The 20,929-nt window shown below is 61.5% G+C and carries 23 protein-coding genes; 19 read left to right on the forward strand and 4 right to left on the reverse strand.

Going from position 1 to position 20,929, the window contains the following annotated elements; all coding sequences use genetic code 11:
• Positions 1-75 precede the first annotated feature (75 nt).
• The 5 genes from QSJ80_RS02625 to safD all read left to right on the forward strand — a co-directional run bounded on the left by QSJ80_RS02625 (position 76) and on the right by safD (position 4,581).
• Entirely contained in the window at positions 76-705 is a 630-nt protein-coding gene (locus QSJ80_RS02625; protein WP_285762710.1) for an SPOR domain-containing protein, read from the forward strand.
• 101 nt (positions 706-806) lie between these two features.
• Entirely contained in the window at positions 807-1,340 is a 534-nt protein-coding gene (gene hslV, locus QSJ80_RS02630; RefSeq protein WP_285762711.1) for an ATP-dependent protease subunit HslV, read from the forward strand.
• A 57-nt stretch (positions 1,341-1,397) separates the two neighbouring features.
• Positions 1,398-2,711 carry an ATP-dependent protease ATPase subunit HslU gene (gene hslU / locus QSJ80_RS02635; RefSeq protein WP_285762894.1) on the forward strand — a complete coding sequence of 438 codons (1,314 nt, stop codon included), beginning with the start codon at positions 1,398-1,400 and terminating at the stop codon, positions 2,709-2,711.
• 32 nt (positions 2,712-2,743) lie between these two features.
• The gene (locus QSJ80_RS02640; protein WP_285762712.1) at positions 2,744-3,118 is read left to right on the forward strand and encodes a gamma-butyrobetaine hydroxylase family protein; all 375 of its coding nucleotides are present in this window, start codon (positions 2,744-2,746) and stop codon (positions 3,116-3,118) included.
• A gap of 95 nt (positions 3,119-3,213) precedes the next feature.
• On the forward strand, positions 3,214-4,581 hold the full coding sequence (gene safD, locus QSJ80_RS02645; RefSeq protein ID WP_285762713.1) for a sulfoacetaldehyde dehydrogenase SafD: 1,368 nt from the start codon (positions 3,214-3,216) through the stop codon (positions 4,579-4,581).
• Between the two features lie 56 nt (positions 4,582-4,637).
• Here the strand turns inward: safD and QSJ80_RS02650 are convergent, their stop codons facing one another.
• Positions 4,638-5,993 (reverse strand): aldehyde dehydrogenase family protein, encoded by a 1,356-nt coding sequence (locus QSJ80_RS02650; protein WP_285762714.1) that lies wholly within the window; start codon positions 5,991-5,993, stop codon positions 4,638-4,640.
• A gap of 89 nt (positions 5,994-6,082) precedes the next feature.
• Here QSJ80_RS02650 and fumC point away from each other — a divergent pair, with 89 nt between their 5' ends.
• From fumC to QSJ80_RS02700, 10 genes are all read left to right on the forward strand, one after another.
• On the forward strand, positions 6,083-7,510 hold the full coding sequence (gene fumC / locus QSJ80_RS02655) for a class II fumarate hydratase (protein WP_285762715.1): 1,428 nt from the start codon (positions 6,083-6,085) through the stop codon (positions 7,508-7,510).
• A gap of 151 nt (positions 7,511-7,661) precedes the next feature.
• On the forward strand, positions 7,662-8,411 hold the full coding sequence (gene ubiE / locus QSJ80_RS02660; protein ID WP_285762716.1) for a bifunctional demethylmenaquinone methyltransferase/2-methoxy-6-polyprenyl-1,4-benzoquinol methylase UbiE: 750 nt from the start codon (positions 7,662-7,664) through the stop codon (positions 8,409-8,411).
• Positions 8,412-8,452: 41 nt separating this feature from the next.
• Entirely contained in the window at positions 8,453-9,085 is a 633-nt protein-coding gene (locus QSJ80_RS02665) for a ubiquinone biosynthesis accessory factor UbiJ (protein WP_285762717.1), read from the forward strand.
• Positions 9,082-10,704, forward strand: coding sequence for a ubiquinone biosynthesis regulatory protein kinase UbiB (gene ubiB, locus QSJ80_RS02670; RefSeq protein ID WP_434219160.1), 1,623 nt, complete (start codon positions 9,082-9,084; stop codon positions 10,702-10,704). Before QSJ80_RS02665 ends, ubiB begins: the two co-directional genes overlap by 4 nt.
• A gap of 29 nt (positions 10,705-10,733) precedes the next feature.
• On the forward strand, positions 10,734-11,114 hold the full coding sequence (gene hisI, locus QSJ80_RS02675) for a phosphoribosyl-AMP cyclohydrolase (RefSeq protein WP_285762719.1): 381 nt from the start codon (positions 10,734-10,736) through the stop codon (positions 11,112-11,114).
• Positions 11,111-11,446: a phosphoribosyl-ATP diphosphatase gene (locus tag QSJ80_RS02680; RefSeq protein WP_285762720.1), complete on the forward strand. Its 336-nt coding sequence runs from the start codon at positions 11,111-11,113 to the stop codon at positions 11,444-11,446. The genes hisI and QSJ80_RS02680 overlap by 4 nt, the downstream gene beginning before the upstream one ends.
• A gap of 12 nt (positions 11,447-11,458) precedes the next feature.
• The gene (gene tatA, locus QSJ80_RS02685; protein ID WP_285762721.1) at positions 11,459-11,704 is read left to right on the forward strand and encodes a Sec-independent protein translocase subunit TatA; all 246 of its coding nucleotides are present in this window, start codon (positions 11,459-11,461) and stop codon (positions 11,702-11,704) included.
• Positions 11,705-11,739: 35 nt separating this feature from the next.
• Positions 11,740-12,327, forward strand: coding sequence for a Sec-independent protein translocase protein TatB (gene tatB, locus QSJ80_RS02690; RefSeq protein ID WP_285762722.1), 588 nt, complete (start codon positions 11,740-11,742; stop codon positions 12,325-12,327).
• 3 nt (positions 12,328-12,330) lie between these two features.
• Positions 12,331-13,068: a twin-arginine translocase subunit TatC gene (gene tatC, locus QSJ80_RS02695; protein WP_285762723.1), complete on the forward strand. Its 738-nt coding sequence runs from the start codon at positions 12,331-12,333 to the stop codon at positions 13,066-13,068.
• A gap of 31 nt (positions 13,069-13,099) precedes the next feature.
• Entirely contained in the window at positions 13,100-14,290 is a 1,191-nt protein-coding gene (locus QSJ80_RS02700; protein ID WP_285762724.1) for an aminopeptidase, read from the forward strand.
• Here QSJ80_RS02700 and dtd read toward each other — a convergent pair.
• Positions 14,197-14,634 carry a D-aminoacyl-tRNA deacylase gene (dtd, locus tag QSJ80_RS02705; protein WP_285762725.1) on the reverse strand — a complete coding sequence of 146 codons (438 nt, stop codon included), beginning with the start codon at positions 14,632-14,634 and terminating at the stop codon, positions 14,197-14,199. The genes QSJ80_RS02700 and dtd overlap by 94 nt on opposite strands.
• Positions 14,635-14,756: 122 nt before the next feature.
• On the opposite strand from dtd, the gene QSJ80_RS02710 reads away from it, so the two are divergent.
• Positions 14,757-16,925, forward strand: coding sequence for a prolyl oligopeptidase family serine peptidase (locus QSJ80_RS02710; RefSeq protein WP_285762726.1), 2,169 nt, complete (start codon positions 14,757-14,759; stop codon positions 16,923-16,925).
• Between the two features lie 100 nt (positions 16,926-17,025).
• Complete coding sequence (locus QSJ80_RS02715; RefSeq protein ID WP_285762727.1) at positions 17,026-17,619, forward strand: DNA-3-methyladenine glycosylase I; 594 nt, start codon at positions 17,026-17,028, stop codon at positions 17,617-17,619.
• A gap of 6 nt (positions 17,620-17,625) precedes the next feature.
• On the opposite strand, the gene QSJ80_RS02720 is transcribed toward QSJ80_RS02715, so the two are convergent.
• A complete protein-coding gene (locus QSJ80_RS02720; protein WP_285762728.1) occupies positions 17,626-18,498 on the reverse strand; it encodes a transglutaminase-like domain-containing protein in 873 nt (290 codons plus the stop codon).
• 247 nt (positions 18,499-18,745) lie between these two features.
• On the reverse strand, positions 18,746-19,822 hold the full coding sequence (locus QSJ80_RS02725; RefSeq protein WP_285762729.1) for a GGDEF domain-containing protein: 1,077 nt from the start codon (positions 19,820-19,822) through the stop codon (positions 18,746-18,748).
• A gap of 198 nt (positions 19,823-20,020) precedes the next feature.
• Between QSJ80_RS02725 and sodN the strand changes: the two genes are divergently transcribed.
• Entirely contained in the window at positions 20,021-20,479 is a 459-nt protein-coding gene (sodN, locus tag QSJ80_RS02730; protein ID WP_285762730.1) for a superoxide dismutase, Ni, read from the forward strand.
• 4 nt (positions 20,480-20,483) lie between these two features.
• Positions 20,484-20,810 carry a S24/S26 family peptidase gene (locus QSJ80_RS02735; RefSeq protein WP_285762731.1) on the forward strand — a complete coding sequence of 109 codons (327 nt, stop codon included), beginning with the start codon at positions 20,484-20,486 and terminating at the stop codon, positions 20,808-20,810.
• Positions 20,811-20,929: the final 119 nt, after the last annotated feature.

Below are 20,929 nucleotides of genomic sequence, written 5' to 3' on the forward strand. Positions count from 1 at the left end.
AAACAGCATTCAAAAATGGTCCTGCGCAACCCGGGTTAAACCGGTAAACTGCGCGTAAAGGAATGGGGAAAAAAGATGGCGCGTCGCAATGCCAGGCGTTCAGCGAAAAAAGGAAAACCGGCCTGGGTCTGGTTCCTGCTGGGTAATTTCGTTGGAGGCTTTGCCGTGTTTATCCTGTTCCTGTCCGATCTGAAACAGGCGCAACCGGTCGCATCAAACAAGACCGCGAAAGCGGAAAGCCGGCAACCGGTGGCGCAGCCGAAGTTCGATTTCTATACCCTGCTCAAGGAAACCGAAGTGCCGGTGCCGGAAAGCTCAGCACCGGCCAGGCCGCGCCCGAGTACGCCAAAGCCGGCGCGGGTAGAGTCGGAGCCGGAGCGCACCCGCCTGGCCCCGTCCACCACCTCGCTCGCCAACAGCCGTAATGCCGCAGCAACGCCAGCCCCGACCCGGCCATCTGCAGAGGCACTGGTGTACGTACTGCAGGCGGCTTCGTTCAAGAGTGCCCAGGACGCGCAACGTCTGCGGGCCGAGCTGTCCCTGTCCAACCTGGATGTGAGCATCGAGGCGGCCAATGTCGCCGGCGGAACTCGCCACCGTGTACTGGTCGGGCCCTACGCCAGCAGCGACGAAGTGGCCCGCGCGCGCACCGTACTCGCCCGTCACCAGCTGAAGCCGCTGGTGCTCAAGCGCCCGGCGGGCTGACACCGGCTGCGTTCCACTACTGGTCAGTCACTCGCCAGCGGTTGAATTCCCGCACCGCAGCCACAATTAATGCCGGAACACGTTTTTAACGAGGGCACGTTGTGGAACAGTACCGCGGCACCACCATTCTCTCCGTCCGCCGGGGCGGCAAAGTCGTTATCGGTGGCGACGGCCAGGTTTCCCTGGGCAATACCATCATGAAGGGCAATGCGCGCAAGGTCCGGCGCCTGTACAAGGACCGGGTGATCGCGGGCTTTGCCGGCGGCACCGCCGACGCCTTTACCCTGTTCGAGCGCTTCGAGGCCAAGCTCGAGGCACACAATGGCCAGCTGGTCCGCGCCGCCGTGGAGCTGGCCAAGGACTGGCGCACCGATCGCGCCCTGCGCCGCCTGGAGGCGCTGCTGGCAGTGGCCGACGCCGAGGCTAGCCTGATTGTCACCGGTAACGGCGATGTGATTCAGCCGGAAGACGACCTGATTGCCATCGGCTCCGGTGGGCCCTTTGCCCAGTCCGCGGCGCGCGCACTGCTCGACAATACCGAGCTGGATGCGCGCACCATCGTCGAGCAGGGATTGAAAATCGCCGGCGATATTTGTGTGTACACAAACCACAACCACACGATCGAAGAACTCTGAAAGCTAATTTGCTCGCCCTGGTGGCGTTGAAAGCCTGCTCCGAAGTATTGAGAACAAATTATGTCGATGACCCCAAGAGAAATTGTCCACGAGCTTGACCGTTTTATCGTCGGCCAGGACGACGCCAAGCGTGCCGTTGCCATTGCGTTGCGCAACCGCTGGCGCCGCATGCAGGTGGATGACAACCTGCGCGCGGAAATTACCCCGAAAAATATCCTGATGATTGGTCCCACCGGTGTGGGCAAGACTGAAATCGCGCGGCGCCTGGCGCGACTGGCCAATGCACCGTTCATCAAGGTGGAGGCCACCAAGTTTACCGAGGTGGGTTACGTGGGTCGCGATGTCGAGTCGATCGTGCGCGACCTGGTGGATATGTCCATGAAGCAGGAGCGCGAGCGCGCCATGGCCGGTGTCGGGCACCGCGCCGCGGATGCCGCCGAGGAGCGCGTACTGGATGCCTTACTGCCGCCGGCGCGGGGGGCTGAATCCAGCAGCGAAAGCAGCACCCGCCAGCTGTTCCGCAAGAAGCTGCGTGAGGGTGAGCTGGACGACAAGGAAATCGAGATCGACCTGGCCGCTGCCTCCATGGGGGTGGAGATCATGGCGCCGCCCGGCATGGAAGAGATGACCAACCAGCTGCAGGGCATGTTCCAGAACATGTCGCAGGGCAAGACCAGGAAGCGTAAGGTCACGGTCAAGCAGGCGCTGAAGCAGCTGACCGACGAGGAAGCGTCCAAGCTGGTCAATGAGGAAGATATCAAGACCCGCGCCATCGAGGCGGCGGAGCAGAACGGTATCGTGTTTATCGACGAGATCGACAAGGTCGCCAAGCGCCAGGAAGGCGCCGGTGCCGACGTCTCCCGCGAGGGTGTGCAGCGCGACCTGCTGCCGCTGATCGAGGGCAGCACCATCAGCACCAAGCACGGCATGATCAAGACCGACCATATCCTGTTCATCGCGTCCGGTGCCTTCCACCTGGCCAAGCCGTCCGACCTGATCCCGGAACTGCAGGGCCGCCTGCCGATCCGCGTGGAGCTGAACGCGCTGACCCCGGGCGACTTCGAGCGTATCCTCACCGAGCCGTCCGCGTCACTGACCGAGCAGCACAAGGCACTGCTGTCTACCGAGGGTGTGGAGCTGAAGTTCACCGACGACGGTATCCGCCGTATTGCCGAGGTGGCCTACGAGGTCAATGAGCGCACCGAGAACATCGGCGCGCGTCGCCTGCACACGGTACTGGAGCGGTTGCTGGAGGAGGTTTCCTTCGATGCCGGCCGCGATGTGAACACTATCGTGGTGGACGAGGGCTATGTGGATCGCCACCTGGGCGAACTCAGCACCAACGAGGATCTGTCGCGCTTTATTCTCTGAGGAGTATTGCGCTGGCCCGATTGGAAACTTTTATGCCAAGACCCAGCAAAATCCAGCTCAACCGTGAGGGCAGGACACTCACTCTGCAGTTCCCCGATGCAACCTTCGTGTTGCCGGCGGAACTGCTGCGGGTACTGTCCCCCAGCGCCGAGGTCCGTGGCCACGGCGCGGAAGAGCCGAAGCTGGTCAGTGGCAAGATCAATGTGGGTATAGAAACGGTGGAGGCCGCCGGACGCTATGCCCTCAAGATCGTGTTCGACGACGGCCACGATACCGGCCTCTACACCTGGGATTACCTTTACCAGATGGGCCGCGACCAGGACCAGCTGTGGGCCGAATACCAGCGCCGGCTGGAGGCCGCGGGAGCCGGTCGCGATCCGGACGTGGGTGTTGTGCGGTTTGTCTGAGCTTGTCCTGAATTAACCAGAGCTCGACCCTTCCCGTCCGTGGCCGCCGCGGCCACCGCAGTAAAATCCTCTCTTTTGCCCAGCAGGTACCAGACGTGGCCGATTACCAGATCCTCAACCCCTACAATGGCGAGCTGCTAGAGTCCTTCGACTTTGATACCGAGGCGCAGGTCGCGGAGAAAATCGCCCTGCTCAAGCACGGCCGCGCGACCCAGAAGGCGCTGACAGCCTGCCGCCGCTCGGAAATCCTGCTGCGCCTGGCAGAGCTGCTGCGCGAAAACAGCGAGCAGGTGGCCCGTGCGATCTGCGCGGAAACCGGCAAGACCATCAGTGACAGCCGCATCGAGATCGACCGGGCCTGCAATACCCTGCTCGCGAGCGGTATGGAAGCGCGCATGATCAGTGGGGAGGCGCTGGACTCCGATGCCTACAGTCCCGCGCGCGGCAAAATCGGTGTGGTGCTGTGGAAACCCATCGGCACCGTGCTGTGTATCACGCCGTTCAATTTCCCGATCAATATTGCCGCGCACAAGCTCGGCCCTGCATTTGCCGCGGGCAATACCATCCTGTTCAAGCCGGGCCCGCAGAACCTGTCGTCGGCGCGATTGCTGGTGGACCTGTGCTACCAGGCCGGCATTCCGGAAGATTGCCTGCAACTGGCGGTGCCGGATATCCCGGCCACCAGCTTTGCCGTGGCGCACCGTGAAATCCATTGCATCAACTTCACCGGCGGCACCGCCGCGGCCAACGCCATCGCCGCGCAGGCCGGCTACAAGAAAATGCTGTTTGAACTCGGTGGTAACGACCCGCTGATCGTGATGCCGGACGCAGACCTGGACGCCGCGGTAAACGCGACCATCAATCAGCGCTTCGCCACCGCCGGGCAGCGCTGTACTGCGGCCAAGCGCCTGTTTGTGCATGCGCAGGTGTTCGAGCAGTTCCGCGACAAGCTCAAGGCGGCCACGGAAAAACTCACGGTCGGCAACCCGGCCGAAGATGCCACGTTTGTCGGCCCGCTGATCCACAAGGCTGCCGCCGATGAAGTGGAGTCGCGCATCGCCGGCGCCATCGCCCTGGGTGCGGTGCTGGTGAGTGGCGGCAAGCGCGAAGGCAACATCATCTGGCCGACCCTGCTGGAAAATGTATCGCCGCAAGCCGAGCTGGTGGCCGAGGAAACCTTCGGGCCGGTGGTGCCGTTGCAGCGGTTCGACGATCTCGACAGCGTCATCGAACAGGTCAACAGCTCCGATTACGGCTTGCAGGCTGGCGTCTTCACCCAGAACCTTGCCGTCGCGCGCGAGTTGTTCGAATCCCTCGAAGTCGGCACCCTCGCGGTCAACGACGGCCCGGGTTTTCGCGCCGAACACTTCCCGTTTGGCGGTGTGAAGGAAAGCGGCATCGGCCGTGAAGGTGTGCGCTACGCGATTCGGGAGATGAGCGTGACCAAGACACTGGTGATCTAACCTGCACCGAGGCGAGCCGGGGCTCGCCTTTCGGTCAGGCCGAATAAATATCTTATCTATTGTTTGCCGATACTGACGGTCCGCACCTGCGCAAACTGGTGATCGCCCTCGGCGCCTCCGTGGTAACCGTAGCCGCTCTGCTTGGCGCCCACCCAGGGTGAGCCATTGGCGCCGTGGCAGCTCTTGTTGATGCCGATCATGCCGGCGTCCAGCTGGCGCGCGACCTGCATGGCATGGCCCTTCTCGCCGAACACCACCGCACCGAGCCCGTAGATGGAGTCATTCGCGAGTGTGATCGCCTCTTCATCTGTACCAAAGCGGCGCACGCAGGCCACCGGACCGAAGGTTTCCTCGCGCATGATGCGCATGGTGTCTTTGACCCGCAGCACGGTCGGCAGGATATAGCCGTCGGGCATGGTGTCGGGCATATGCATGACTTCGGCGCCCTCGGCCACAGCCTCCTCGATCTGGCCGAGCACATGGCGGCGCTGGAAATCCGCGACCATCGGTCCCATTTCGCTAGCGTTGTCGCCGGGTCGCACTTCGATTTTGCGGGTGTTCTGCAGCAGCAACTGTTCAAATTTCTCGGCCACGCTTTCGTGTACATAGATGCGCTCGATGCTGACGCAGACCTGGCCGCAATTGCTGAAACTGTTGGTGGCGGCGAGCCGCGCTGCGGCCTCGATGTCGGCATCGTCCAGCACGATCAGGGGGTCCTTGCCGCCCAGTTCCAGGATGACCCGTTTGAATTGCGGTGCGGCATCGGCAAGGATCTGCTGGCCTGCGCGGCGTGAACCGGTAAAGGCGATCAGCTGCACGTTCGCATTGACCAGCGCGCGGCCGTGGTCCTTGCCGCCCTCCACCAGCTGCAGCACGTTTTCGGGCAGTACCGCCTGCAATGCCTGGGCGTAGGCCCGTCCTGCCAGTGGGGTGCATTCGGAGGCCTTGAGCACTACGGTGTTGCCGGCCATCAATGCCGGTATCACCATCCACTGGATCATGGATACCGGGAAATTCCAGGGTGTGATGGCAGCACAGACTCCGAGGGGATCGTAATAAAGCGTGGTCTCTGTGTGCGCGTCCTCGATCTTGCGCGGTGCCAGGCTTTGCACCAGCCCGTCAAGCGTGGCGGCCAGGGTGCTGTGGCAGTAGTTGGCTTCACTCATGGCGTTACTGATGGGCTTGCCCATTTCCGCCGAAATCAGCCCGGCGATATCCGCAGCACGTGCTTTCAGTTCAGGAATCGCCTGTTTCAGGCAGTCTGCACGTTCCTGCAGGCTCAATGCGCGCCAGCCAGGCAGGGCGCGCCGTGCATCAGCCACCATGGCGTCGACCTGATCGAGCGGGGTGCAGCGTATTTCTTCCAGGATGTCGCCTGTATAGGCGCTTCGTGAAACCAGCGTCTGGGTCATCTCTCAAGCTCCGGTGCAGAGTGCGTTGCGCGCATGATAGCGCAGTCACCGGGTCTAGACTGAATCCGTAAAATGAAAGGGAGGCACTAATGGCAATGCGAAAGGCGGTGCGGGAGACGATGCGAAAAGAGCGGGACAGCCTGGGTACGGTACAGGTGCCGGCGGACTGTCTGTGGGGCGCCCAGACCGAGCGCAGCCGGCGTAATTTTCGTATCGGGCTGGATACCGGTATTGGCAGGATGCCGCTGGCGCTGATTCACGCCTATGCCATCGAAAAGAGTGCGGCCGCGCGGGCCAACTGCGCGCTGGGGGTGCTGGCGCCGGAGAAGTGTGCCCTGATCGAGCGCGTGTGCGATGAAATCCTGGCGGGCGAGCACGATGACCAGTTTCCGCTGGCGGTGTGGCAGACCGGCTCCGGTACCCAGACCAATATGAACCTCAACGAGGTGATCGCCAACCGCGCCTGCCAGCTTGAGGGCGGCAGCCTTGTCGATGGCGGCGAGCGCCCGCTGCACCCCAACGATGACGTGAACCGCTCGCAATCGAGTAACGACAGCTTCCCCACCGCCATGCATATCGCCGCCTACCGGATGCTGTCGGGCCGGCTCGTACCGGCGCTGGAAAACCTGAGCCATGCGCTGGCGGCGCGCGCGGAAGTGTTTGCGGATACCGTCAAGATCGGCCGCACCCACATGATGGATGCCACGCCGCTGACGCTCGGGCAGGAGTTTTCCGGTTATGCGCGCCAGGTGCAGATGGGCCTGGAGGCGCTGCGCAACAGCTTCACGCACCTGGCGGAGCTGCCCATCGGCGGCACGGCGGTGGGCACCGGCATTAACGCGCCGGCGGGCTTTGCCGCGCGGGCGGTGGAATATATCGCCGCGGATACTGGGTTGCCGTTTGTCGAGGCGCAGAACCGCTTTGCGGGCCTGGCCGCGCACGATGCGCTGGTGGAAGCCCACGCGGCACTCAAGCAGCTGGCGGTGGCGCTGATGAAGGTCGCCGGCGATATCCGCCTGCTGGCTTCCGGTCCGCGCTGCAGCATTGGTGAGATCCGCCTGCCCGCCAACGAGCCCGGCTCCTCCATCATGCCGGGCAAGGTCAACCCGACCCAGTGCGAGGCCATGACCATGGTGTGCGCCCGGGTGATTGGCAACGATGCGGGCATGGCGGTGGCGGGCATGAGTGGCCAGCTGGAGCTGAACGTGTTCAAGCCGATGATGATCGCCACGCTGCTGGAGTCGGCGGAACTGCTGGCGGATGCGGCAGGTTCGTTCGAGCAGCATTGTGTCAGCGGTATCGAGGCGGACAGCGAGCGCATCCGCGCACACCTGGACAATTCCCTGATGCTGGTGACGGCGCTCAACCCGCATATCGGCTACGACCGCGCCGCGCATATCGCCAAACTGGCGCATGAGCAGGGCATTACCCTGCGCGAGGCCGCCGTCGCTTCGGGCGAGGTGTCTGCGGAGGACTTCGACCGCTGGGTGCAGCCGCAGGATATGCTCGGTCGCTGACGGGTGCGGGTACCCGGTTTGTATGCCTGATTAGTGCGCCAATAACTCCGCCAATAACTCCACAGCGGTGTACAATGGGCGGCTGTGGCGCCAGTGTGCCAGCAATCAGAGATACCCGCGCGTCAGCGCGCAGCGATACAGAGCCCAGTCGATGACAGATCCCAGGAAAACCCATTTCGGATTCGAGCAGGTACCGGTCGGGGAGAAAGCCTCCCGCGTGGCAGGCGTATTCCACTCGGTCGCCGCCAAGTACGACCTGATGAACGACCTGATGTCGGGCGGCATCCACCGGCTGTGGAAGCGCTTCACCATCGAGATGTCGGCGGCGCGCCCGGGGCAGCGCATACTGGATATCGCCGGCGGCACCGGTGACCTCACCGCAAAGTTTTCCCGCATCGTTGGCGCCGAGGGCCAGGTCATCCTCGCCGACATCAATGATTCCATGCTCAGGGTCGGGCGCGACAAGCTGCTCGATCACGGCATCGCCGGCAATGTGCACACGGTGCAGGCGGACGCCCAGTACCTGCCGTTCCCGGATAACCACTTCGATTGCATCACCATCGCATTCGGCCTGCGCAACGTCACCGACAAGGACTTGGCACTGCGCTCCATGTACCGCGTGCTCAAGCCCGGCGGCCGCCTGCTGGTGCTGGAATTCTCCAAGCCGGAGTCCAGCCTGCTGGGCAAGGTATACGACGAATATTCCTTCCGTATTTTGCCGCACATGGGCCAGCTGATTGCCGGCGACGCCGACAGCTACCGCTACCTGGCGGAGAGTATCCGCATGCACCCGGACCAGGAAACCCTCAAAGGCATGATGGAGGATGCCGGTTTCTCCGGCTGCGAGTACCACAACATGACCGGGGGCATCGTCGCCCTGCACAAGGGCATCAAGCCCTGACGCCTATTCGGCATCGCCAACAGGCCAACTGGACAAAGGATATGGACCCTTCAATTGGCGCAGCCGCCAGCGCGGCGATCGAGAGCGCCATCAACCGCGCGCTTCGCTACGACCCGGCAAGCCGCGCGCGCCTGCAGAAACTCGCCGGCAAGGTGCTGGGGGTGGAACTGACTGCCCCGCGGGGCACCTGGTACTGCGTTTTCTCTGACGGCGAGCAGGTCGTCACGGTACACAACCACTGGGAAGGCGCGGTGACCACCCGCCTGACCGGCTCTGCCACCGCGTTGCTGCGGCTGTTACGCGAGGATGGCGCCACCGCGCCCAAGCTGGGTATTTCCGTAATGGGCTCCACTGCCCTGCTGGCAGAACTGCAGGCAGCGCTCGGCGACCTCGACATCGACTGGGAAGAGGCGCTGGCAGAATCCCTGGGCGATGTCCCCGCCCATACCATTGGCCAGGCGCTGCGCAGTGCCGGCGCCTGGTTGGGCGGCATTGCCAGTCGCGGGCCACGGCATATGGCGGAGGCCGCGACCGAAGAGTGGCGTGTCAGCCCGCCGCGGGCCCAGTTCGAGGCGTTTGTCGACGACCTTGCCGATACCTCGCTGGCGCTGGATCGGCTCGCGGCGCGGGTCGAACTGCTGCGTAGCAAGATGGCAGCGAGGCGCGACGGCTGATGCCCCTCGGACGTTCCCTCAAGATCGCGCAGGTTTTTGCGCGCTACCGCCTCGACACCTTTATACCTGCCGGCGCACGGCCGCTGTGGCTGCGCGCGTTACTGGCGCCGGTCAAACTGATGCCGCAGCCGGAACTGAGCCGCGGCGCGCGCCTGCGCCACGCGCTGGAGGAACTGGGCCCGGTCTTCGTCAAGTTTGGCCAGTTGCTCTCCACCCGTCCGGACCTGTTGCCGCCGGATATGGTGTCCGAGCTGGACCAGCTGCAGGACAACGTGGCGCCCTTCGACCCGGATGTGTGTATCGCGCTGATCGAGGAGGCCCTGGAGCAGCCACTGGACGAGGCGTTTGCAAGTTTCGAGCGTGAGCCGCTGGCATCGGCATCCGTCGCCCAGGTGCACGCCGCAACCCTGCCCGGTGGCGAGGATGTGGTGGTCAAGGTGGTGCGCCCGGGCATCGAGGCGGTGATCGACCAGGACCTGCGCCTGCTGCGTTTTATTGCCGGTCTGGCGCATCGCTACCTGCCGGACGGGCGTCGCCTGCGCCCGGTGGAAGTAGTGGATGACTACGAGCACACCATCAAGGACGAGCTGGACCTGGTGAAGGAAGCGGCCAATGCCGCACAACTGAAACGTAACTTTGCCAACTCGCCGCTGCTGTATGTGCCGGAAGTGCACTGGGACCACACCCGCACCAATGTGCTGGTGCTGGAGCGCATCGACGGCATCCCGGTCACGGACCTGGCGCAGCTGTCGGCGCAGGACACCAATATGCCGCTGCTGGCGGAGCGCGGTGTGGAAATCTTCTTCAAGCAGGTGTTCGAACACAACTTCTTCCACGCCGACATGCACCCGGGCAACATCTTCGTGTCGCGCCGCCATCCTGAGCGCCCGCAATATATCGCCATCGACACAGCCATTGTCGGCAGCCTCACCCGCGAGGATCAGTACTACCTGGCGCGCAACCTGCTGGCCATGTTCCGGCGCGACTACAAGCTGGTGGCGGAGCTGCACGTGCAGAGTGGCTGGGTTGCGGCGGATACGCCGATCAATGCGTTCGAATCCGCGATCCGTTCGGTATGCGAACCCATCTTTGAAAAACCGCTGGGCGAAATTTCCTTCGCGCGGGTGATGATCAGCCTGTTCCAGACCGCGCGCAAATTCGAAATGGAAGTGCAGCCGCAGCTGGTCCTGCTGCAGAAGACCCTGCTCAATATCGAGGGCCTGGGCCGCCAGCTTTACCCGCAGCTCGACCTGTGGAAGACTGCGCATCCATTTCTCGAGCGCTGGCTGCGTAACCGCGTGCACCCGCGCACCCTGTGGGGCGAGGTGCAGCGCTACGGGCCGGAATGGCTGGAAAAATTCCCGCAGATACCGCAGCTGATTTTTTCCTCGCTCGAGCAGGCACGTGAACTGGCACCCAGGGTTCAGTCATTGAGCGACGACCTGGCCGGGCGCCGCGAGAAGGCGCGGGGACAGCGCCGACGCTGGCTGCTGGCGGGCCTGCTGGCACTCGCTGCCGCGCTGCCAATGTGGCCGGAACTGGTTGACTGGTTCGCCGAACTGCCGCCGCTCAGCTTGGGATTGGGTGCCGCGGCGGCGATACTGTTGTTGTGGCGCTGAATACATGAACGTCGCAGCAAGGAACAAGAATGGATTTTCTCGAACAGGTTAAATGGAACAGCGACGGTCTCGCGCCCGCGATCGCGCAGGATGCAGAGACTGGCCGCATCCTGATGCTGGCGTGGATGAATCGTGAAGCCCTCGCCCTCAGCGCGAAGGAACAGCGCGCCGTTTACTGGTCGCGCTCGCGCCAGGCACTGTGGCGCAAGGGTGAGTCGTCCGGGCATGTGCAGCACATCCGGGAAATTCGCTTAGACTGCGATGCGGATGCCATCGTCCTGCAGGTTGAGCAGGTGGGCGGTATTGCCTGCCATACAGGTCGCGAAAGCTGCTTCTACCAGCGCCTGGAAGGGGATCGCTGGGTAACCGTGGAAGCGCCGCGGAAGGATGCTCGGGAGATTTACGGATGAGTGACGTACTGGCGCAACTGCAGCAGGTACTGGAGGCACGCAAGGCCGCGGCCGATCCGGATTCGTCCTATGTGGCCAGCCTGCACGCAAAGGGCCTCAACAAGATACTGGAGAAAGTGGGCGAGGAATCTGTAGAGACCTTGCTCGCAGCCAAGGACGCGCACACCAGTGGCGACAACAGCGACCTGGTGTATGAAACCGCCGACCTGTGGTTTCACACACTGGTGATGCTGTCGCACCTGGGTGCCACGGCAGAGGATGTACTGGCCGAACTGGCGCGACGTTTCGACCTGTCCGGGTTACAGGAAAAAGCGCAGCGCGAAAAAAACTAGAAGGAGAAGGTTATGGGTATCAGCTGGCAACAACTGCTGATTGTACTGGTCATCGTATTGCTGCTGTTCGGCACCAAGAAGCTGCGCAATCTCGGCGGCGATCTGGGTGGCGCGGTCAAGGGCTTCAAGAAAGCCATGAAGGACGAGGAAGAAGGCAAGGACGAGAGCAAGGACGAACCAAAGAACCTCGAGCAGCAGGACGCCGACAAGGCTGGCACGCAGCAGAAAACCGAGGTCAAGGATAAGGACAAGTCCTGAGCCCCGTCGGGTGCGGGCGAACCTAGTGTCATATCATGTTTGATATCGGTTTCTTCGAACTGCTGCTGATCGCCGGGGTGGGCCTGGTGGTTATCGGGCCGGAGCGCCTGCCGGGTGCCGTGCGTTCTGTCGCCCTGCAATGGGCCAAGCTCAAGCGCATGTTTGCCCATGCCCGCGCCGAAGTGGAGCGGGAAGTCGGTGCGGATGACATTCGCCGCGAAATCCACAACCAGAACATCATGCAGGAACTCGAGGCCAACAAGCGCGCCATGGGCGAGTCGCTCGAGAACCTGCAGGGCTCCATCGAGCAGGTGGGCAGTGAAGTCGCGCGCAGCGTGGAGCAGGACCCCACCGGCCCCACCTCGATGGAAGAAATTGCCGGAGACGGTACGGAAACAGCGGCGAGCGATGCCGAGGAAGCGGAAGACCTGCAGGACCCGGAGTATCCCGAACACCTGCACGACTTTGGTGAAGCCGGTTCCCCCGAGTGGGATGCGGACTTCGAGGATGGCGTGCCCGACGAAAGCCCCGAAAAAAGTCCCGAAAAAAGCGCAGACCCGGCAGCAGAAGAAACCGCCAACAACGCGGCCAAAAAGCCCGCGCCGGATGCAGGGAAAGACTGACCCATGAGCGGTAGCGAACAACCGTTTATCGATCACCTGGTGGAGTTGCGTGACCGGCTGCTGCGTATCTTTATCGCGGTGCTGGTCATTTTTGTGTGCATGGCGCCTTTTGCCAGCGAAATCTACGACTTCGTTGCCGACCCGTTGCAGCGCATGCTGCCGGAAGGCACCAGCATGATCGCCACCGAGATCACTTCCACCTTCCTGACCCCGTTCAAGCTGGTATTCGTGCTGGCGTTCTTTGCCGCTATCCCGTTCGTGCTTTACCAGATCTGGTCCTTTATCGCGCCGGGCCTGTACAAGCACGAGAAGCGTATAGCGGTGCCGCTGCTGGTCTCCAGCGTGTTCTTGTTCTACGCGGGCATGGCGTTTGCCTACTTTGTGGTGTTCCCGCTGATCTTCGGTTTCTTCACCAACCAGGCGCATGCGGATATCACGGTCCTGCCGGATATCAAAAGCTACCTGGAGCTGGTGCTGAAGCTATTCTTTGCATTCGGCTTTGCGTTCGAGATTCCGGTGGCAACGGTGCTGCTGGTCTGGTCCGGCGCGGTCAATCCGGACCAGCTGGCGCGCAAGCGGCCCTATGTAATCGTGGGTTGCTTCGTCATCGGCATGCTGATGACGCCGCCCGACATGATTTCGCAGACGTTGCTGGCAGTACCCATGTGGCTGCTGTTTGAGCTGGGTATCATATTCGGGCGCATGGTGAAGCCGAAGGAAGCCGCCACCGGGGCGGAATAGGCTCTGCAATCGACAGGCAAAGGAATTGCCATTGAGTGAACTGCGTCCATCGAGGCTGGCCGCAAGGCTGGTCGCACTCCTGCTCGCCGTGTTCCTGGCGGGCTGTGAAACCCTCTCCTTCTATCACCAGGCTGCCGTGGGCCAGTGGCGCGTGATTCGTGCGCGTGAGCCGATCGACACCCTGTTGCGCGACGATGCCCTGGACAGCCAGCTGCGCGAGCAGCTGCTGCTGGTGCAGGCAGTGCGGCGTTATGCGGAAGTGGACCTGGGCCTGCCGGTTGGCGACGCCTACTCTGACTTTGCCCAGCTCGAAACGGAATACCCCATCTGGAATGTGTTTGCGGCACCGGAGCTGGGGCTGGAGCCCCATCTCTGGTGTTATCCCATTGTCGGCTGCCTCAGTTACCGCGGCTATTTTGCCCGTGCTGATGCCGAGCAGACAGCAGGCAAGCTGCGCGCCGACGCCATGGATGTCTATGTCGCGCCGGTCGCCGCCTACAGTACCCTTGGCTGGTTCGATGACCCGGTGATGTCGAGCTTTGTAAAGTGGCCACCGGAGCAGCTGGCGCAGCTGTTGTTCCACGAGCTGGCCCACCGGCAGCTGTACCTGAGCGGCGATACCGCGTTCAATGAAAGTTATGCCACAGCGGTTTCTTTCCTAGCGGTGGAGGACTGGATAGCGGCGGAAGGCAAACACTACCTGCCAAAGGCCAATGACGCCTATCGCTGGCGTGAAAACCTGTTGCGCGGCCGCGCCATCAGCCAGCTGTTGATGGCGACCCGGGCGGAACTTGAGGAATGGTACCGTGCCCCGCTTGCAAAAGAAGCGATGCGTGCGGGCAAGCGCGAGGTGCTGGCGCAGCTTCAGACCTGTTACGACGAGATGGCGGCTGGCTGGCCCAACCCGCGCCAGTACAGTGACTATATCGCGCGGGTGAACAACGCGGCGCTGGCCGGTGCGGCGGATTACAGCCAGTGGGTGGAAGCGTTTGTCGCCATACGCCAGCAAAGTGCAAGCTGGCAGGCGTTCTATGCGGAAGTGGAACGCATCGGCGAGCAACCCAAGAAGGCCCGCGATGCCTACCTGCGCTCGATAGCCAAGGCCAACCCGGCGGAAGATAGCACCACTCAGGTTTCCAGCATGAAGGTCACCGGGCCATCGTTTAGCAGTGAAACCTGCATGTCCGCGGCAAAGCGCCCGCTGGCCACCTTATCCCACTGAACACGGGCCCGCTCCAGGAAATAATCATACAGCGCCTCGGCATGCTCGGGGCTGCCGGCACTGGTGAAGCTCGGGCGCAGCCCGCGACCGGTATCCGCCTCCAGGGTGAACTGGCTCACTACCAGCAGCCCGCCGCCGGCCTGCATCAGGTTCAGGTTCATACGCCCGCGCTCATCGGGGAACACACGGTAGTTCAGGACCTTGTGCAGCAGGCGCTCGGCGCTGGTGCGATCGTCGTCGCCGCTGACACCGAGCAGCAGCAGTAACCCGCGGTCGATCGCGCCGACTTCCTCGCCGCCAACTTCCACCCTGGCATGGCGTACGCGCTGTATCAGTCCTTTCATGTTTCCCTCGCGCTCCCGCTACGGCACCCTATTCAATCCGGACTATTTGATTCGGGCTAAGGTACCATAGAAAGCCGCACCGATTTACCTGTCGCTGATTGCGACAACAGCAAAGTGAAGCCATGAAAAAGTTTTTGCTGGTGGCCATTGCCGCCACCGCCCTCGGCGCCTGTGATCGCGCGCCGCAAAGCAACAACACCGCCGTGTATCCGCAGTCCACGCAGGACGAGCAGGTGGATGAGTATCATGGCACCCGCGTCGCGGACCCGTTCCGCTGGCTGGAGGCAATGAACAGCCAGGCAGTGAAGGACTGGGTCAGCGCACAAAACGCACTGTCACTGCCGAAGCTGAAGGCCCTGCCGCAATGGCAGCAGATCAATGAGCGCCTGACCGAGCTGTGGAAATACGAGCGCTACGACGCGCCCTACAAGAAAGCCGACAAATACTTTTACCAGTACAACAGTGGCGACTGGGACCACGCCATCTTCTACGGTTCCTCCGACCTGTCCCGTGACTCGGAGATGCTGCTCGACCCACACAAACTCAGTGATGACAGCACCATTGCCGCGCGGGACCTGGCCGTGTCGCCCAGGGCGCGCTATCTCGCCTTTGGCACCAGCGATGGTGGCACCGACTGGACCGACTTCCACGTGCGTAACCTGCAGACCGGTGCAGACCTGGAAGACAGGCTGACCGGCCTCAAATTCAATGGCGTATCCTGGGCAGCCGATGAAAGCGGTTTTTATTACAGCCGCTACCCGCAGGCAGAAGACGGCACTTACGATGACACCCGGCAGGCGAAAATCTATTTCCACAAGCTGGGTGACAAGCAGGCACAGGATCCCCTGGTTTACGAAGTGACGGACCACCCGAGCCGGGTGCCCTACGGACAGGTGAGCGACGATGGCCGCTACCTGCTGATCAGCCTGTTCGACGGTTACCAGAAAAACGGCATCTACTACAAACCGCTGGATGGCAATGCCACCGGTGGTGATGTCGTGCGATTGTTGGATGACTGGGATGGCCTGTATGAATTCCTGGGCAATACCGGCGAAACTTTCTATTTCAAAACCACCGCCGGCGCGCCCAATGGCCGTGTGGTGGCCATCGATATCCGCAAGCCTGAAAAAGCCGGCTGGCGCGAAGTAGTGCCGGAGCGCAAGGATGTGCTGGCGGATGCCAGCATGGTCGGCGGCAAGCTGGTACTGCACTATCTGGAAAATGCCACCAGCCGCATCGTAATTGCGAGCCTGGACGGACTGGAGCAGAAAAATGTAACCATGCCCGGTATCGGTGCCATCACGGGCCTCAAGGGAGATCCCGGCGATCCCGAAACGTTTTTCGTATTCCAGAATTTCACCACCCCGGGCGATGTTTACCGGCTCGATGTCAACAGCGGTGCAGTATCGCCGTTCCGCAAAGTCGAGTTCCCTGCAGATTTTTCCAATATCGAAGTGTCCCAGCATTTCTACAAGAGCAAGGACGGCACCCGGGTGCCGCTGTTCCTCGTGCACCGCAAGGGCCTCGCCCGTGATGGCAGCAACCCGACCCAGCTGTATGGCTACGGCGGTTTCAATATTTCCGAGACGCCGGAATTTCGCACCAGATTTGCGGCCTGGATCGATATGGGCGGCGTGCTCGCCGTGCCGAACCTGCGCGGTGGTGGCGAGTATGGCGATGCCTGGCACAGCGCCGGCACCAAACTGCAGAAACAGAATGTGTTTGACGATTTCATCGCTGCGGCAGAATGGTTGATTGAAGAGAAGGTGACTTCGCCCGAGCACCTGGTAATCACCGGCCGCAGTAACGGCGGCCTGCTCGTGGGTGCGACCATGACGCAGCGGCCAGAGCTGTTTACCGCAGCGGTGCCGGCGGTCGGCGTGCTGGACATGCTGCGCTACCATACCGCTTCGGCAAACGCGCGCCAGTGGTCCAGCGATTACGGGCTCAGTGAAAACGCCGACGAGTTCCGCGCGTTGCTGGCTTATTCCCCGGTACACAATACAGAGGCTGGTACCTGTTACCCGGCCACGCTGGTGGCAACGGCGGACCGCGACGATCGCGTGGTGCCCTGGCACAGTTACAAATTCACCGCGGCGCTGCAGCGCGACCAGGGCTGCGACAATCCTGTCTGGCTGGCGGTGGAAACGCGTGCGGGTCATGGTGCCGGCAAGCCGGTATGGATGCAGGTGGAGGACTACACCAACCAGATCGCGTTTATGGCGTATCATACCGGCCTGACGAAAGCCGAAACAGAGCAGCAAGAAGCCGAACCCAAAACAGACCAATAAGCGGGCAAGATGAATCGCGGAAATATTATTTTTATCCTGGTGGCCCTGATCCTCGTACTGCAGTTGATCCAGCACTACATGCAGAATTGAGTTGCGAGCCATGACGGATAAACGCTGTGACTGGTGCCGCGGTAGCGAAATTTATGAGCGCTACCACGACGAAGAATGGGGTCGTCCGATGCTGGACGATGCGCGCCTGTTTGAATTCCTTATTCTCGAGGGCGCACAGGCCGGGCTCAGCTGGATCACAGTGCTGAAAAAGCGTGAGAACTATCGTGTAGCCTTCGACGGTTTCGATCCGGAAAAAATCGCGCGCTATACGCCGCGCAAGGTCGAAAAGTTACTGCAGGACCCGGGCATTATTCGCAATCGCCTCAAGGTCGAGTCCGCGGTCAAGAACGCCAGGGCCTACCTCGCTTTACGCGACGACGGCCAGACGCTGTCGGAATACCTGTGGGGCTTTATCGATGGCCGTGCGGTGATCAACCAGTGCCGGACTATGCAGGATATTCCGGCGAGCACACCGCAGTCTGATCAGATCTCCAGGGCGCTGAAGAAAAGAGGCTTCAGCTTTGTCGGCAGTACCATCATGTATGCCCATATGCAGGCCACCGGTATGGTGAATGACCACCTGGTGACCTGCCCCGCCTATCAGGCCTGTATCGACGAGGCAAAGGCACAGGGCCTCGCCTGAATATCCTCAGGCCTCTGACCCGCTACTCGCCTGTCCTGTGTCAGCGGTGGTTGCCATCAGCTTTTCCAGCCGCTGCAGGTTGCGGCCGGCGATCGCGTCGCCAGGTTCGAGTGCCATTGCATGGCTGTAGCCATCGTGGGCCAGGTCCAGTTCACCTGCGCGCTTGTAAATAGTGGCCAGGTTATTCCACAGGTAGCTGGCCTCGCGATCGAGCTCCAGTGCCTTGCGTACATTCAGGAATGCCTGCTTACGATCGCCGTTGCGCAGCGCTTCCATGCCGCGGTTGTTGAAGTAACGCGCAAAGGCCTTTTCATCTGACAGCGGCGTCAATGCATTAGCGGCTGGCGCCTTCTGGAAATTGAAATCGATGGTCTTCTTGCCCAGAGGATACTCGGCGCTCATGGCGATATGACTAACCCGGGTGCGGGTATTGCCACCGCCGCGGCGGCGTAACATGCGGTCTTCCAGTGGTGCTGACACCTGCTGGAAGCTGGCGTCCAGGCCAAGATAACGTGCGGCCGCGACCATCATTGCAGAAAAGGAAACACAATTTCCGCTTCTGGAGGCAAATGCCTGCGCGGTATTTGTGGTTTCATCCAGAGTGAATGCCATGCGGAAATTACTCCTGCGCATGTGCCGCACCAGTGACCGGTAACGGAATTTCGGCGAGCTTCCCACGGCGTGCTCGTCGATATATGCCTTGAATGCCGGGCTGACCTGCAGCAGGTCATTTTGCGGCAGCTCTGCCAGTGTGACTTCCCGGCTCAGGATTTCCTCGCCGGACAGCAGCCTCTGCCTTTCCGCCTCCGCAAGTTGAACGATATCTGCTGTGGGGCCTGTCGTACACGCGCAGAGTAGTACTGAAACTAAAGTAAGCATTATTTTTTTCATGATCCACCTTCCCTGTAGGTACAAGTAGGATGGCCATGGAAATGATTTTCGATGCGCACTTGCGGTGAGCGTGCGGCGGAGAACGTTAAGTCGAGAAATCGTTAAAGATGAAACTTTTTTGCGCTGGCAGCAAAAATGGCAAGAAGGTTTTTAGCGGGGTTCTGTCCGCGTAAAGGCTCGCCCTGACGCACGCCGCTTGACGGAATTCACCTGGGACCCGCGTCAGGAAAACGGTTCAGGCCTCGACCCGGTTGCGTCCGGCCTGCTTGGCGACATACATTTTCCGGTCGGCCTCGGCCAGCGACTGGTCTGCGCTGGCGCCGGCCATACCGCCGGAGACGCCAAAGCTGATGGTGATGGGCAGCGGCGGTACATAGTCGTCGCCAATGGCCATGATCTTGCCGCGCAGTTTTTCTGCCAACAGGCGCGCACCCTCGCGGCCGGTATCCGGCAGCAGCACCAGGAATTCTTCGCCGCCCCAACGCGCCACCAGGTCGCCGCCGCGGGTATGCTGACGCAACATGTCTGCGACCTCTCGCAGTATCTTGTCGCCCAGCGCGTGGCCGTGCTCGTCATTGAGCTGTTTGAAGTTGTCCAGGTCGCCAATCAATACCGTGTACTGCGTCGCATCCGCTTCACCCTGTTCCATAAGGCGCATAATGGCGCGTTCTGCTTCGCGCCGGTTGGCAAGGCCGGTGAGTGCATCGGTGCCGGCCTGGCTCTCCAGTTCGCGGGTCAGCGCGCGCAGGGCCTGCTGGGTCTGGTGGCGGCCGGTATCGAGGATCGCAGTGAGGACGGTCAGCGCTACGAATACGGCGAGGAACCGGGCACGGTAGGAAACATCGTACTTCGCTTCAAGGCCGGGAAATTCCGGGTAGAAAAGCACAATGCAGGTGAGCGCCCCCAGCACTGCCAGTGCCAGCGCGCCATTGCGATAACCGAACAGGTTGATAAAGCCGGGGACCAGCATCACTGCCCACAGCAGGCCGGTATTGTTCACGCCACCGGACAGCAAAAGGTAGAAGTACAGCAGCATCAGCAGGCCGCCAACCGCCAGCGGGATATGCGGATTTGGTTTGACCAGGTTAATGCCGAGGTAGGCGCCGAGAACCGTGAGGGCAATGCCGAACATGGTGGAGGCGAGACCGATATGGCCATCCATCAGCGCCATCACACCCATGGAGCCGGTAATGGCCAGGGAAAAAATCAGCATAAAGCCGGCAGCGAGGATACGGCGGCGCAGTTCCAGCTCGCCGACATAGGCAACGGGATCCTGCTGGAGGCGTTCGTGATCTAGTTGCGCGCGGGGCATGGCGGTTACCTGGGTCGCCGGCACAGAGTGCCATGGCAGCCGCCCGATACCGCTGGGTGGCGTTGTTTTCTTTATCAGGGGTGGATTATAAGCCGAAATCAGACTTTAGGGGTCAGAGCTTTCGCTCTGACCCCTCCAATCCAATTTCTGGGGTCAGAGTGAACACTCTGACCCCTTCATCACGATCGCCTGTTCAAGGTGCCCACTGTTTCCGCGCACTGCGACATTCCCTGCAAGATCTACGATCCTGTTTCCGCGCAGCTTGCCGCACTGAGCGTGATCCGCTTTATGGACCTGATCGCAGAGCTCGATGGCAAGGACAAGCTGAGCGCGGCAGAGCACGCCCAGTTCTCCCGCCTGGTGGCCGAGAAGGAAAACCACGCCGAGAAAGCCAAGCATGAAGTGCGGGTGATCTGGGGCGATTATTTCAAGCAGCCGCAATTCGCAAAATTCCCCGACACCCACGACCTAGTGCACCGCATCATGCTGGCAGGTTCCGCCTGCAAGCAGGGCATCGCGCGCGAGAAAGGTGAGGAGCTGCTGAACCTGATCAATGAGTTCGCGGAGGCATTCTGGGCCACCAAGGGTGTGAATACCTATACCGCTACCTGTCCCTATCCGCCGGAGCAGCAGGTGGTCTATCCGAAACTGGATTAGCGTGTTGTTGAAGCTGCAAATTTTCCGCGTATCTGGGCGGAGCATGCATCCGCGCTACCGGGACGATGACTATGTCCTGGCGCTGCGCCATCGCTGGCAATCATTTGGTCCCGGGGATGTGGTGGTGCTGGAACACCCGCAGCTCGGCAGGCTGCTCAAGCGCATTGTGCGTTGTACTGGCGCGGGGGAGTTTGAGGTGGCGGGGGACAATGTTGCGGAGAGTACCGCGGCCGGGGTGATTGGGCCGGTTTCTTTAAGCGCGATTATTGGGCGTGTTGGATGCTGGGGTCAGAGCCGAAGCTCTGACCCCGAGGGTCGGATTGGGGCGTAGATTACCGGGGTCAGAGCCAAAGCTCTGACCCCTCATGTGGCAAATCTATGGGGTCAGAGTGAATACTCTGACCCCACTCATCCGGCTCGGCGGTTAAAGTTATCTTCTACACTCGTCTG

The sequence above is a fragment of the Biformimicrobium ophioploci genome (assembly GCF_030270605.1).
Taxonomy (GTDB): domain Bacteria; phylum Pseudomonadota; class Gammaproteobacteria; order Pseudomonadales; family Cellvibrionaceae; genus Biformimicrobium; species Biformimicrobium ophioploci.

Excerpts from the sequence above, each read along its gene's own strand:
- QSJ80_RS02625 (WP_285762710.1), top strand. The coding sequence starts at position 76 with ATGGCGCGTCGCAATGCCAGGCGTTCAGCGAAAAAAGGAAAACCGGCC.
- QSJ80_RS02640 (WP_285762712.1), top strand. The coding sequence starts at position 2,744 with ATGCCAAGACCCAGCAAAATCCAGCTCAACCGTGAGGGCAGGACACTC.
- QSJ80_RS02650 (WP_285762714.1), bottom strand. The coding sequence starts at position 5,993 with ATGACCCAGACGCTGGTTTCACGAAGCGCCTATACAGGCGACATCCTG.
- fumC (WP_285762715.1), top strand. The coding sequence starts at position 6,083 with ATGGCAATGCGAAAGGCGGTGCGGGAGACGATGCGAAAAGAGCGGGAC.
- ubiE (WP_285762716.1), top strand. The coding sequence starts at position 7,662 with ATGACAGATCCCAGGAAAACCCATTTCGGATTCGAGCAGGTACCGGTC.
- QSJ80_RS02665 (WP_285762717.1), top strand. The coding sequence starts at position 8,453 with ATGGACCCTTCAATTGGCGCAGCCGCCAGCGCGGCGATCGAGAGCGCC.
- hisI (WP_285762719.1), top strand. The coding sequence starts at position 10,734 with ATGGATTTTCTCGAACAGGTTAAATGGAACAGCGACGGTCTCGCGCCC.
- QSJ80_RS02680 (WP_285762720.1), top strand. The coding sequence starts at position 11,111 with ATGAGTGACGTACTGGCGCAACTGCAGCAGGTACTGGAGGCACGCAAG.
- tatA (WP_285762721.1), top strand. The coding sequence starts at position 11,459 with ATGGGTATCAGCTGGCAACAACTGCTGATTGTACTGGTCATCGTATTG.
- tatB (WP_285762722.1), top strand. The coding sequence starts at position 11,740 with ATGTTTGATATCGGTTTCTTCGAACTGCTGCTGATCGCCGGGGTGGGC.
- tatC (WP_285762723.1), top strand. The coding sequence starts at position 12,331 with ATGAGCGGTAGCGAACAACCGTTTATCGATCACCTGGTGGAGTTGCGT.
- dtd (WP_285762725.1), bottom strand. The coding sequence starts at position 14,634 with ATGAAAGGACTGATACAGCGCGTACGCCATGCCAGGGTGGAAGTTGGC.
- QSJ80_RS02710 (WP_285762726.1), top strand. The coding sequence starts at position 14,757 with ATGAAAAAGTTTTTGCTGGTGGCCATTGCCGCCACCGCCCTCGGCGCC.
- QSJ80_RS02715 (WP_285762727.1), top strand. The coding sequence starts at position 17,026 with ATGACGGATAAACGCTGTGACTGGTGCCGCGGTAGCGAAATTTATGAG.
- QSJ80_RS02720 (WP_285762728.1), bottom strand. The coding sequence starts at position 18,498 with ATGCTTACTTTAGTTTCAGTACTACTCTGCGCGTGTACGACAGGCCCC.
- QSJ80_RS02725 (WP_285762729.1), bottom strand. The coding sequence starts at position 19,822 with ATGCCCCGCGCGCAACTAGATCACGAACGCCTCCAGCAGGATCCCGTT.